This is a genomic window from Xanthomonas sp. NCPPB 1754, assembly GCF_041475725.2.
GTDB lineage: Bacteria > Pseudomonadota > Gammaproteobacteria > Xanthomonadales > Xanthomonadaceae > Xanthomonas > Xanthomonas euvesicatoria.
Genome location: NZ_CM192982.1, coordinates 488,070 through 500,925, shown reverse-complemented (window position 1 = coordinate 500,925; position 12,856 = coordinate 488,070). Strand labels below are relative to the sequence as shown.

7 protein-coding genes are annotated in these 12,856 nt (G+C 67.5%); all 7 read right to left on the bottom strand.

Annotation, left to right across the window (positions count from 1 at the left end; genetic code table 11):
- Positions 1-9 precede the first annotated feature (9 nt).
- The 7 genes from glgX to glgA all read right to left on the bottom strand — a co-directional run bounded on the left by glgX (position 10) and on the right by glgA (position 12,620).
- On the bottom strand, positions 10-2,172 hold the full coding sequence (glgX, locus tag ACCQ15_RS02200; RefSeq protein ID WP_008575501.1) for a glycogen debranching protein GlgX: 2,163 nt from the start codon (positions 2,170-2,172) through the stop codon (positions 10-12).
- Positions 2,173-2,289: 117 nt separating this feature from the next.
- Positions 2,290-2,475, bottom strand: a complete 186-nt coding sequence (locus tag ACCQ15_RS02195) for a DUF2934 domain-containing protein (protein ID WP_008575499.1) — start codon at positions 2,473-2,475, stop codon at positions 2,290-2,292.
- Positions 2,476-2,496: 21 nt separating this feature from the next.
- Positions 2,497-5,106: a malto-oligosyltrehalose synthase gene (gene treY / locus ACCQ15_RS02190; protein WP_372381159.1), complete on the bottom strand. Its 2,610-nt coding sequence runs from the start codon at positions 5,104-5,106 to the stop codon at positions 2,497-2,499.
- The gene (locus ACCQ15_RS02185) at positions 5,103-7,052 is read right to left on the bottom strand and encodes a 4-alpha-glucanotransferase (RefSeq protein ID WP_372381158.1); all 1,950 of its coding nucleotides are present in this window, start codon (positions 7,050-7,052) and stop codon (positions 5,103-5,105) included. The genes treY and ACCQ15_RS02185 overlap by 4 nt, the downstream gene beginning before the upstream one ends.
- On the bottom strand, positions 7,049-8,806 hold the full coding sequence (gene treZ, locus ACCQ15_RS02180; protein WP_372381157.1) for a malto-oligosyltrehalose trehalohydrolase: 1,758 nt from the start codon (positions 8,804-8,806) through the stop codon (positions 7,049-7,051). The genes ACCQ15_RS02185 and treZ overlap by 4 nt, the downstream gene beginning before the upstream one ends.
- Positions 8,807-8,808: 2 nt before the next feature.
- Positions 8,809-11,040, bottom strand: coding sequence for a 1,4-alpha-glucan branching enzyme (locus ACCQ15_RS02175; RefSeq protein WP_011346122.1), 2,232 nt, complete (start codon positions 11,038-11,040; stop codon positions 8,809-8,811).
- Positions 11,037-12,620 carry a glycogen synthase GlgA gene (gene glgA, locus ACCQ15_RS02170; protein ID WP_008575489.1) on the bottom strand — a complete coding sequence of 528 codons (1,584 nt, stop codon included), beginning with the start codon at positions 12,618-12,620 and terminating at the stop codon, positions 11,037-11,039. Before glgA ends, ACCQ15_RS02175 begins: the two co-directional genes overlap by 4 nt.
- Between the last annotated feature and the right edge of the window lie 236 nt (positions 12,621-12,856).

The window sequence follows — 12,856 nt, the reverse complement described above, 5'->3', positions numbered from 1 at the left end:
TCCTCGCCATCAGCGCGCTCCTTCGGAGACGATCCGCGCACTGCTGACAATGCGATCGCGCTCCACCGCCAATAGCGTCAGCGAATGCGCCGGGGCCTTCCATTCGCTGCCACCGGCCACCACACGGCCGCCGTGGCGCGCGGTGTCCACCAGCACGCGCCAATGTTCGTCATGCATGGCCGGCAGCGTAAACGACACCGCGGTAGAGGCGGCATTGATCAGCATCAGCAAGGTCACGTTGGCGGCAATCTCGCGCAGGCCGGTGGTCGGCGAGCGGCCATCCAGACGCAGCATCAACGCGCGCGCTTCCGGGTCGTGCCAGGCGGCTTCATCCATCTCGGTGCCGTTGGGCGCCAGCCAGGTCAGATCCTTCAGGCCCAGCGCCTCGTCGAACTTGCCGTCGAAGAAACGCGCGCGATGCAACAGCGGGTAGCGCTGCCGAATACGAATCAACCGGCGCACGAATGCGGCCTGGTCGGCGGCGGCGGCCTTGGTGGCAGCGGTCCAGTCGATCCAGGTCAACTCGTTGTCCTGGCAATACGCGTTGTTGTTGCCGTTCTGGCTGTGGCCGAACTCATCGCCGGCCAGCAGCATCGGCGTGCCCTGCGACAACAGCAAGGTGGCGAGCAGGTTGCGCATCTGCTGGCGACGCAGCTGCTTGATCGCCGGGTCGTTGGTCTCGCCTTCCACGCCATAGTTAGAAGAGATGTTGTGGTCGCTGCCGTCCCTGCCGTCTTCGCCATTAGCGAGGTTGTGCTTGGTTTCGTAGCTGACCAGATCACGCAGGGTGAAGCCGTCATGCGCAGTGACGAAATTGACCGATGCGGTGGGGCGGCGGCCGCTGTGATTGAACAGGTCCGCAGAGCCGGTGAGGCGCGTGGCCAACTCGGCCAGCTGGCCGCTGTCGCCGCGCCAGAACGCGCGCACGTTGTCGCGGAACTTGTCGTTCCATTCCACCCAGCCGGGCGGGAAATTGCCCACCTGATAACCGCCGGGGCCGATATCCCACGGCTCGGCGATCAGCTTGGTCTGGCTGAGCACCGGATCCTGGCGCACCGCATCCAGGAAACTGCCGGACGGATCGAAGCCATAGCGTTCGCGGCCCAGGATGCTGGCCAGATCGAAACGGAAGCCGTCCACGTGCATTTCCTGCACCCAGTAACGCAGCGAATCCATCACCATGCGCAGCGCGCCGACATTGGTGAGGTCGAAGGTGTTACCGGTGCCGGTGTCGTTGATGTAGAAGCGGCGATCGTCGGCCAGGCGGTAATAGCTGGCGTTGTCGATACCCTTGAACGAGAGCGTGGGCCCGAGCTCGTTGCCTTCGGCGGTGTGGTTGTAGACCACGTCCAGCAGCACTTCCAGGCCGGCGTGGTGCAGGCGCGCCACCATCTGCTTGAACTCGGCCACCGTGCGCGTGGACATGTAACGCGCCTGCGGGGCAAAAAAGCCCAGCGTGTTGTAGCCCCAGTAATTGCGCAGGCCTTTTTCCAGCAGATATTGATCGTCCACGAACGCATGCACCGGCAGCAATTCCACGGCGGTGACGCCGAGCGAACTGATGTGGTCGATCAATTCGTCGGTCTTCAGCGCCGAAAAGGTGCCGCGCTCTTCCGGTGGCACCGCCGGATGCAGCATGCTCAGCCCGCGCACGTGCGCTTCGTAGATCACCGTGCGGTTCCAGGGCGTCTGCGGCGGGCGGTCCTGGCCCCAGGTGAAGGCCGGGTCGATCACGGCGGATTTGGGCATGAACGCGGCGCTGTCGCGGCGGTCGAAGCTCAGGTCCTTGTCGCGATGGCCGATGATGTAGCCGAACAGGTGCGGCGCCCATTTGAGTTCGCCAACGATCTGCTTGGCGTACGGGTCCAGCAGCAGTTTATTGTGGTTGAAACGGTGCCCGGCATCGGGCGCATATGGCCCGTGCACGCGGTAGCCATACAACTGGCCGGGCCGTGCGTCGGGCAGATAACCGTGCCAGACCTCGTCGGTGTATTCGGGGAGCGCAATGCGCTCCTGTTCGCGGCCACGTTCGTCGAACAGGCACAGCTCCACCCGGGTGGCATTGCGCGAATACAGCGCGAAGTTGACGCCCAACCCATCCCAGGTGGCACCGAGTGGGTTGGGACGGCCTTCGCGAATGCGCGAGCGCTGGGTGAACTTGCGAGTGGCCATCGGTGACTCCTTAGAACGGTGAACGCAAACGGTGCGCGATTTTGCACTGGCGGTGCAGTCCGCAGCACACGGGCCGGCGCGCAGCAGGCCGGCCCATGCACGCTGCCAGACGCGCCGTTACTGGCGTGCAGCGATCGGGGTGGCCGCGTATTCGGCGGCCTGTTCGGCGGCGCGCTCCTCGGCCTCCACCAACCGCTCGGCCATGGCCCAATGGCGGTCCGCGTGCCCGTCCGGGCGGCCCTCTGCCTCCCAAATCTCCCGTGCCAACTGGGCAAGCCGCGCCTGCCGTTCCATGTCATTCATTGCGTACGTTTCTCTCAGGGGTCAATTTTCTTGGGACAACAACACTGCCACCGGCGCACGTGCAAACAGCGTAGATAGCGCCACGCGGCCGCGCTGCGACTGCAGCGTGCTGCCATCGAGCACATTACGGTATGTGCCCTCGCCCAATGCCAACGACGCCTGACCCCAGGTGGCAGGCGCCACCAGCAACGGCAGATCGCCCTCGCCCTCGACGCCGGCGCCCAGCCGCGTGACGGCCACCACCAGCGACTGACCGCGATACTGGCGACGGAATGCCAGCACCTGCGCATCGCCGCTGACCGCCACGTTCAAGGGTTGGTAGTCGCCCTTCGCAAATAGCGCTGGAAATTCGCGGCGCAACTGCAGCAACAGCGCCGTCAGGCGCGCCTTGACCGCGCCATCGCGCCAGCTGCGCAGCAACCCGGAGAAGTCGCGCGCCTGCTGCAGCCACTGCTGGCGCTGGACGTAATCCACCGGACGGCGGTTGTCCGGATCCACCAGCGACAGATCCCAGCCTTCGGTCCCCTGGTACAGGTCGGGCACGCCGGGCACGGTCAGGCGCAAGGTGGTTTGCACCAGGCTGTTGCGCGCGCCGGCGGCGGCGATGTAGCTGCTTGCGCGCAGCAGCGCGCGCCGCAGCGGCAGCCCGGCGCGACTGCACAGCACCTGCTCCACGGTGGCCTGCACGGCGTGCTCATAGGCCGGCGAGCCGTCGGTCCAGCTGGTGTGCAGCTTGGCTTCGCGCACCGCCTTGAGCAGCCATTGCGCGATGCGCTCGGCGTAGCCGGCAAGCGGCTCGGTCTGGTCGGCGCCCAGGCCGATCGGCCACGCCGCCACCAGGGTCTGCCACAGCATCTGCTGGTCGCCCCCGGCCAGGGCCGGCGATTCCAGCGCGTCGGCCAGCGCATCGAACTGGGCGCTCTGCTCGACCCACCAGCGCGGTTGCTCGGACAACACCGCCAGCCGCATGCGCAGGTCTTCGCCACGCTTGTGGTCGTGGGTGGCGGTGGCCAGCAACGCGCGCGGGTAATGCTTGGCGCGCTCGAGATTCTGCGCGTGGAACTCGGCCGCTTCGTTGGCGAAATGGGTCGGGTGGCTGCCGACCTCGTTGCGCGACAGCAGCACGCCGTGCCGGTAGAACGCGGTGTCCTCCACCGACTTGGCATTGAGCGGTGCGGACAGCTGCTCCACGCGACGGCGCAGGATGCGCCGCAAGGCGATCTGCGCACGGTCTGCGCCGGCATCGTCGAGCAACCACCGCTCGATCGCATCCACGGCCGCCACGATCGATTCCGGCATCCCCTCGCGCGCCTTTGCGGCGGTAGCGCGCAAACGCTCCGCTTCGCTGCCGGTGATGCCCTTGGCGCCGGCATAGGTGCGGTACACCGGGAACCAGCGCAGCAGCACGCACAAGCCGCGCGCCAGCATCTGCGGGCTGAACTCGCGCGTGGGCGGATCCAGCCGCGCCAACGCCGACAACGCACCCACGGCGCGATTGAATTCGCTCTGCAGCGGGCCACGCAGGATTTCGTCACGGGCGGTGCGTTCTTCCTGCGCGAAATCGCCGCTGCGCCCGCTCACCTTCTGCCAGGCACGCGCCAATGGCCGGAAGCCGGCCGCATCGTGCAGCACGCCGCCCACCTGGTCCATGAAGTCGTAACCGGTGGTGCCATCGCACGGCCAGTCGGCCGGCAGGTGCTCGCCCGGTGCGAGGATCTTTTCCAGGTACAGGCCCAGCGTGCCGGGCTTGAGCCCACGCGTGCGGCCGGCCGCATCCAGCCGGCTGCGCAGCTTGCGCACATAGCCGGTGGGGTCGGTCAGCCCGTCCACGTGGTCGATGCGCAAGCCGTCCAGATGGCCTTCGGCCACCAGCCGCAGCGGCAAGGCGTGCACCGCGTCGAACACCGCCGGCAATTCCACCCGCAAGGCCACCAGCGAGGTGATATCGAAGAAGCGGCGGTAGTTGAGCATGTCGTTGCCCACGCGCCACCAGTTCAGGCGATACGGCTGGCGTTCGATCAACTTGTGCAGGCGGCCGTCGCCGCGTTTGGCGCCGTCGTTGTAGTCGCGCAGCCACTGCGCACGTGCGCCCTTTTCGGGGATGTCCAGCGTCTGCGGACGAATCGGGTAACGCTGGTCGTAATGCGCCAACGCCGCGCTGCCGTCGTCTTCGATCACCAGCGTGATCAGGCCTTCGGCCAGCGCTGTCGCATACGGGCGGTCCAGGACTGCCAGCCACAGCTTGCCGTCGCGCCCGGGCGCGCGCCAATCGATGTCGAACCAGTCGGCGTGCCTGGCACTGCGGCCATTGCGCAGCACATCCCACCACCACGCGTTCTGCGCATGCGTGGCCATGTGGTTGGGCACGATGTCGGCGATCAGACCCATGCCGTGTTCGCGCGCGGCCTGCGAGAGCGCCACCAGGGCGTCTTCGCCGCCGAGTTCGGGATTGACCACGGTGGGGTCGATGTTGTCGTAGCCGTGGGTGGAGCCCGGCACGGCCGTGCCGATCGGCGACAGGTACAGGTGACTGATACCCAGGCCTGCGTAGTACGGCACCTGCGCGAGCGCATCGTGCAGGGTGAAGCCGGCATGCAGCTGCAGGCGGGCGGTGGCGCGGAGATCGATCATGGATGCGGTTCCGAAACGGCCGCGACGCGACGCGCCTCGGCAAAGCCGTGCAGCGCCGAATGCAGGCGCGCATGCGGCAAGGGATCGGGCAGGCGTCGACGCCAGTTGGGATGCACTTCGACGGTGCCCGGCAGGTTGGGTTGTTCGTCCAGGGCCAGCGCGTCTTCCACCGGCAACAAGGCCAGCGGCGAGACACTGGTGGCGGTGAAGCGCAATGCGCCCAGCAGCGGGTCGTGCGCACTGCTCAGGCCGGCAAGTTCGACAGCGGCATCCAGCCGTGCCACGTCCTTGTTGCGCGCGGCGGCATCGTCGCTGGCCTGCGCGGGCTGGATCAATTCCAGCTTGCGCCGCCATTCGATATCGCGGCCGGTGCGCCAGCCGGTGAGCGTGGGCAGGTCGTGCGTGGTGGTGGTGGCGATCGCATCCGGCCGCCACAGCGCCGGCGAGACGAATGCGCCATCGTCGTCGCGGGTGAACATCAACACGTCGATGCCCATCACTCCACGCTGCGAGAGTTCTTCGCGGATGCCCGGCGGCACCACGCCCAGGTCCTCGCCGATGACGATCGCCCGGTGCCGCCACGATTCCAGCGCCAGCAGGTTGAGCAGATCGTGCAACGGGTAGGCCAGATACGCACCTTCATTGGAACTGGCACCATCGGGGACCACCCATAGCCGCATCAGGCCCAGGATGTGGTCGATGCGGATGCCGCCGCGGTCGCGCAGCACCGCACGCAGCAGCGCGATATACGGCGCGTAGCCGCTGCGCCGCAGCGCCGTGGGCGAATACGCCCCGATGCCCCAATGCTGGCCATCGGCATTGAAGGCATCCGGCGGCGCGCCCAGCACCAGCCCGCGCAATACGGTGTCGGCCGCCGCTGCGGCTTCGGCGCCGTTGGGGTCGAAGCCCACCGCCAGATCGGCGATCAAACCGATCTTCATGCCGCGCTCGTGCGCCTCGCGCTGCGCATCGGACCAGCTGCGCGCCGCCAGCCATTGCGTGAACACATGCAGCTGCGGATCGTTGTCGCCGAAATCCTGCGCAGCAAAGCGTGCAAAGCCCTCCAGCGCCGCGCCGCCTGCGTTGCGGAAGGCGACCAGATCGGCATGATCGGGCGAAACGCGCGTGTACAACTGGCGCAGCAATTCCCACTTGGCGTGCGCCGAGGCCTGCCAATCGATCAATGCAGCGTTATGCAAGCCATCGAAACGTTCGCGCAGGCCGGGCACCGCGTTGATGGCATCCAGCGCCAGTTCGCCCAGGATGCGCACCGGCGCGGCATGCAAGGGATCGAGAAAGCGCCGATCGCTGGGCGAATACGGGCTGTAGCCGCCGCTCACCGGGCGCGCGGCGTGCACCGGACTCAATGCCAGGGCGTCGGCGCCGGCCAAGGCCGCGTGCCGCAACCATTCCACCGTGCCGGCGGCATCGCCGATACCGCCGTCATCCAGGCTGCGTGCCGAATACACCTGCAGCGCCATGCCCCAGGCACGCGGCGATGGCTGGCCACAGGCATCGGCCACACTGAAGCAACGTGGCGGCGCCACGGCCACCTGCTGGGTAATCGCGCCGATCTGCAGCGTCCAGTAACCGAAACGCTGCGGCGCGCGCAGGCGCCCTTGCGCATCGGCACGCACGTCTTCGCTGGCGCCGCTGTCGTCGCTCCAGCGGCCACTGGCGTGTGCCGCCACGCGCAACGGCAGCGGCTGACCCACCTGCACCGTCAGCAGCGGCGCCGGCTCGTCGGCCTGCGCCTGGCAGCGGCGCAGGCTGTCGGCGCGCTGCGCCGCGGTGGCGGCCGGCAGTTCCAGCGCGCTGAGCACCGCATGCACCGATTGCTCGGAGACCTGCCGCGGCTGGTCGCTGGCATCCACCCAATCCACCATCACCCCGGCCGCGGCGGCCAGGGTGTTGAGATCATCCCCGCCCGGATCGCGCGTACTCATGCCTGCGCCTCGTGCCAGGCGATGAAGCCATCGACCGGTAGTTCCCGCGCATCGGCAGCCACGTTTTCGACATGCGCCACGCGTCCGCGCAGCGGCGGCAACGGCACCGGCTGGGTGCCGACATTGAAGGCGATATGCCACAGCCCGCCCGGCAGCTCCCAGGTGGCGGCCACCGCGCCATCGGCAAGCACGCTGGCACGCACGGCGCGCGCCTGCGCCAGGCCCGGCACCAGCCACTGACGACGCACGTCCAGCAGCGCCGTGAACCAGCTTGCCCACTGCGCGCCGTCGCCATGCACGGCATCGGCGATCGGCGCACGCGATGCCGCGAACGTGGCATGGCTGTTCGGATCGGGAATGGTGGCGCGCTGGGCTTCATCGGCAAACGCGGCGAAGTGCGCGAACTCCTTGCGGCGGCCTTCGCGCACCGCATCGTCCAACGGTGGGCCGAAGTCGGTGAAGAACAGGAACGGTTGCTTGGCGCCCCACGGTTCGCCCATGAAAAACAGCGGAATCATCGGCGTCAATGCGGTCAGCGCCAACGCCGCGCGCAAGCGTTGCGGCGACACCAGCACGCTCAGCCGCTCGCCGCGGGCGCGGTTGCCGATCTGGTCGTGATTCTGCGCAAACACCACGAATTTGTGCGGCGGCAAGGCGCCACTGGGTTCGCCCCGCACATGCCCGCGCGGGTCCGGCTCGCCCTGATAGGCGAACCCTTCGCCCAGCACGCGCGCCAGGTGCTCGGTCGGCTTGTCGGCGAACGCGGCGTAATAGCCTTCCTCTTCGCCAGTGAGCAGCACATGCAGCGCGTTATGGAAGTCGTCGTCCCACTGCGCGGTATAGCCACGCTGCAGTTGCGAGGCCTGATTGGCCTCGTTTTCCAGCACCAGATGCACATGCCGCCCGGCCGGCAGGCTGGCCTCGACGGTCTCGCGCAAGGTATCCAGGAACGCGTTGGGCGATATCGCATGCACCGCATCCAGGCGCAGGCCGTCGAAACCGTATTCGTGCAGCCACATCAGCGCGTTGTCGAGAAAATACCGCTGCACCGGCGGCTTGCGGAAATCGATCGCTGCGCCCCATGGGGTGGGCTTGTCCTCGTTGAAGAACGGCGCAGCATAGCTGTGCAGGTAATTGCCGTCCGGGCCGAAGTGGTTGTAGACCACGTCCAGCAACACCATCAGGCCATGCCCGTGCGCGGCATCGATCAGCGCCTTCAGTTCGTCCGGTGTGCCATACGCCTCCACCGGTGCATACGGCAGCACGCCGTCGTAGCCCCAGTTATGCGCGCCGGGAAACGCGCTCAACGGCATCAGTTCGATGGCGGTGATGCCCATCGCCGCCAGCTGCGGCAGTTGCGCCTGCACACCGGCATAGCCGCCGCAGGTGCCGACATGCACTTCGTAGATCACTGCCTCGTCCCACGGCCGTCCCTGCCACTGGGCGTTTTGCCAGGCATAGCCGTCGGTCGGCTGTACCGCGCTGGGGCCGTGCACGCCTTCGGGCTGCCAGCGCGAGGCCGGGTCCGGGACCGGCTCAGCGCCGTCGACGCTATAGCGGTAACGCGCATTGGCAGCGCAGTCGATGACGGCGCTGAAAAAACCGTCCTGTCCCGCCTGCAGCGCGCGGCGCGCGCCGTCGTCGAAGACCACGTCCACGCTCTTGGCTGCTGGAGCCCAGAGCGCAAAGCGCACCTGTCCCTCACCCGCCGGCCAGGCGCCCCAGGCCGGTGTGATTGCATTGCGCTGGTTCATCGTTATTTCTCCGCTTGCAGATAGATCGTGGCCAGCGGCGGTAGGGTCAGGCGCAGACGTTGCGCATGCCCATGCATGCCCACCGGCTCGGTCGCCAGGCGACCGCTGTTGCCGAGGTTGCTGCCGCCGTAATGGGCACTGTCGGTGTTGAGGATCTCGCGCCAGAGGCCAGCACGCGGCACCCCCACGTGATAGTCGTGATGCGGTTGCGGGGTGAGGTTGCTCACTGCCAGCAACGGTGCGCCGCCGGCAGGATCGTGGCGGACGAACGCCAGCACGCTGTTGCGCGCATCGTCGGCCACGCTCCAGTCGAAGCCGTCGGCGCGATGGCTGCCGCGATACAGCGCCGGCGTGCGGCGCAGTGCGGCGTTGAGATCGCCCACCAGTTGCTGCATGCCACGATGGCGCGCGCCGTCCAGCAGATGCCAGTCCAGCGACTGGTCGTGATTCCAGTCGGCCCATTGGCCGAACTCGGCGCCCATGAACAGCAGTTTGTCGCCCGGGTGCGCCCACATCAGCGCCAGGTAGGCGCGCAGGTTGGCGAAGCGGCGCCAGTCATCGCCCGGCATCTGCCCGAGCAGGCCCCCGGTGCCGTGCACCACTTCATCGTGCGAGAGCGGCAACACGAAGCGTTCGTCGAAGGCGTACACCAGCCCGAAGGTGAGCTGGCTATGGTGCTGCGCACGTTCGGCCGGATCGCGCTGCATGTAGCCCAGCGTGTCGTGCATCCAGCCCATGTTCCATTTGTGGGTGAAGCCCAGGCCGCCATCGCTGATCGCGGCGGTCACGCCCGGCCAGGCGGTGGATTCTTCGGCAATGGTGAGCACGCCGGGGAACTGGGTGGCGATTTCGCGGTTGAGCTGGCGCAGGAACGCGACCGCCTCCAGGTTCTCGCGGCCGCCATGCGCATTGGGCACCCACTCGCCTTCGGCGCGGCCGTAGTCGCGATACAGCATCGAGGCCACCGCATCCACGCGCAGGCCGTCGAGGTGGTAATGCTCGATCCATTCCAGCGCGCTGCCCAGCAGGTAAGCGGTCACTTCCGGCCGACCGTAGTTGTAGATCAGCGTATTCCAGTCGCGATGCATGCCTTCGCGCGGGTCGGCATGCTCGTACAGCGCGGCGCCGTCGAACTGGGCCAGGCCGTGCGCGTCATCGGGAAAGTGCGCGCTGACCCAATCCAGGATCACGCCGATCCCGGCGCGGTGACAGGCATCGACGAACTGCGCAAAGCCGTCCGGGCTGCCATGGCGCGCGGTGGGCGCATACAGGCCCAGCGGCTGATAGCCCCAGGAACCGCCGAACGGGTGTTCGGTGATCGGCAGCAATTCGATATGCGTGAAGCCGAGCTGCTGTACGTAAGGAATCAACTGCTCGGCCAGCGTTGGCCAGTCCAGCGGTTGGTTGTGTCCGTCGCGGCGCCAGGAGGCGGCATGCACCTCGTAGATCGACAGCGGCGCCGGCACGGCGCCGGGGTCGCGGTTGGCCATCCAGGCCGCATCGGTCCAGGCGAATGCGGCGGCGCTGGGCACCACCGAAGCGGTTGCCGGCGGCAATTCGGTTTGCCGGGCCACCGGGTCGGCCTTGAGCAGCACCCGCCCATCGGCTGCGGTGACGGCATATTTGTACCGGGCGCCGGCTTCCACGCGCGGCAGGAAGAGTTCCCAAAAGCCACCGATGCGCTGCCGCATCGGATGCCGCCGCACGTCCCAGCCGTTGAAGTCGCCAACCACCGCCACGCGTTGGGCATGGGGTGCCCACACCGCAAAGCGCACGCCCGGCACATCGCCACAGTGGACATGCTGCGCGCCCAGCGCACGACGCACGGCCTGGCCATCGCCGGCAGCGATCTGCAGCAACAGCGATTCGTCCAACGTGGCCGCGAACGCGTACGGGTCTTCGACCTCCTGCACCCTGTCTGGCCACACGATGCGCAGCCGGTACGGCCCATCGGCCGCCAGGATGCCTTCGAAGACGCCATCGATGGCGCTGGCCTGCATGCGCGCGAGCAGCTTGCCGCGCGGGTCGATCAAGCCCATCGCCTCGGCGCCCGGTGCCAACACGCGCACCTGACGGCGGCCCTCGGCCAGCGGTTTCGGTCCAAGCACCGCAAAGGCATCGGCCGGCAAGCCGTTGGCCAGGGCTTGCAGGGTCTGCGACGTTTCCGAGATCCCTTCCGTGGTCATGCCGTCTGCTTCCGTGCGCTGCTCCTGCCCGCCCTGCCGTTCGCTCATGACACCGTCGCGAGCGCGGGCGCGGTTGCGGCGGTGTGTTCGTAGAGCGAGAGGTATTTCTTGCCTGCCACGTCCCAACCGCTGGGACGCAACATGGCCGCGCGCCGCATCGCAGACAGCAGGCTGGGCAGGCGGAAGGTGCGGAAGGCGCGCTCCAGGCAGCGGCGCAGCGCTTCGACGCTGGCGTGCTGGAACAGGAAGCCGGTCACGCCATCGTCCACGGTGTCGATCAGCCCGCCGGTCGCATGCGCGATTGGCAGGCAGCCGAAGCGCTGCGCATACATCTGGCTCAGGCCGCAGGGCTCGAAGCGCGAGGGCATCAGCAGGAAGTCGGCACCGGCGAACATGCGCCGCGCCAGGCCTTCCTCGAAGCCGATGAAGGCGCCCACCTGACCGGGATAGCGCCTGGTCAGCTCGGCCACCTGCCGTTCGATCTCCGGCTCGCCGCCGCCGATCACCGCGATCTGGCCGCCAGCGGCCACGATCTGCGGGGCCACCTCGCAAATCAGGTCCAGGCCTTTCTGATGCACCAGCCGCGACACCACCGCAAACAGCGGGCCGGTGCTCTCGCGCAGCCCGAATGCCTTGCGCACCTGCGCTGCGTTGGCCTGCCGGCCCTGCCACTGGTTCACGCTGAAGTGCGAATCCAGGTATTCATCGGTGCGCGGATCCCAGCTGGCGTCGATGCCGTTGACGATGCCGGTGAGCGCGCCCTTGGCAGCGCGACCGGCCAACAGCCGGTCCAGGCCGCAGCCCTGTGCCGGGCCGGTGATCTGCTTGGCGTAGCTGACGCTGACCGTGTTGACGTGGTCGGCATTGACGATGCCGCCGCGCAGGAACGACATCTGCCCATAGAACTCCAGCTCGGCCACCCGCTCGGCAGGGATGCCCAGCGCGGCGGCCATCGAATACGGCACCAGGCCCTGGTAGGCCAGGTTATGGATGGTCAGCAGGCACGGCGTGGTGCCGCCGGACCAGCGCACATAGCCGGCCGCCAGCGCGCAGGGCCAGTCGTTGAGATGCAGCAGGCGCGGTTTCCAGCCCAGGCCGGCGTGGCCGGCCGCAATCTGCGCGGCGGCATGCGACAAGGTGGCAAAACGGATCGCGTTGTCCTCGAACTCCGAACCGCTGGTGCTCACATAGGGCGAGCCGTCGCGTTCGAACAATTCCTTGGACAGCAGGATGTAGATCGGCAGCCCGTCCGATTGCACGATGCGGCCGATGTCGCAGGCCGGCAGCGCGGCATGCGCCAACACGCGGCCCACGATCTCCACCTTGCCCGCACGCTCGAGCACGGCGCGGTAGCCAGGGATCAGCACGCGTACGTCGTAGCGGTGGCGCAGCGCGCGCGGCAACGCGGCCGCCACATCGCCCAACCCGCCGGCCTTGATGAAGTCCGCCATTTCCGACACCACGAACAAAGCACCGCGCGTGTCTGCCAACGAGACCGGCAAGCGCTCGTGGTGACGGATGAAGCGGCCACGCGCATCGCGCGGGCGCCCGCTCTTCTTCAGAGTCGGGAGCAGCGTACTGCGCTCTAAGCGTGCGGTAGTAGCGTGAAGCGGCATCATGGCAACCATCGAAACATCCGTCGTAATGTGGGTGGAGACGGAAAAACGGCGAAGCGAAAACCGCCGTCTGCCGATTCAGCCAGACGACTTGCTACGAGTGAGGAGCGTGGGCAACGCGCGTACTCCACGTCGCCCTTGCAGAGGAATCTACACCCCGACCAAATAAAATATGCGTGAACACGTGCTGACTTTTCTGCGACAGCCCACATTCCTTTACGCGCAGTTGCGCACGCCTCAAGGCATAA

Coding starts and splice junctions, on each gene's coding strand:
- glgX (WP_008575501.1), bottom strand. CDS start 2,172: ATGGCCACTCGCAAGTTCACCCAGCGCTCGCGCATTCGCGAAGGCCGT.
- ACCQ15_RS02195 (WP_008575499.1), bottom strand. CDS start 2,475: ATGAATGACATGGAACGGCAGGCGCGGCTTGCCCAGTTGGCACGGGAG.
- treY (WP_372381159.1), bottom strand. CDS start 5,106: ATGATCGATCTCCGCGCCACCGCCCGCCTGCAGCTGCATGCCGGCTTC.
- ACCQ15_RS02185 (WP_372381158.1), bottom strand. CDS start 7,052: ATGAGTACGCGCGATCCGGGCGGGGATGATCTCAACACCCTGGCCGCC.
- treZ (WP_372381157.1), bottom strand. CDS start 8,806: ATGAACCAGCGCAATGCAATCACACCGGCCTGGGGCGCCTGGCCGGCG.
- ACCQ15_RS02175 (WP_011346122.1), bottom strand. CDS start 11,040: ATGAGCGAACGGCAGGGCGGGCAGGAGCAGCGCACGGAAGCAGACGGC.
- glgA (WP_008575489.1), bottom strand. CDS start 12,620: ATGGTTGCCATGATGCCGCTTCACGCTACTACCGCACGCTTAGAGCGC.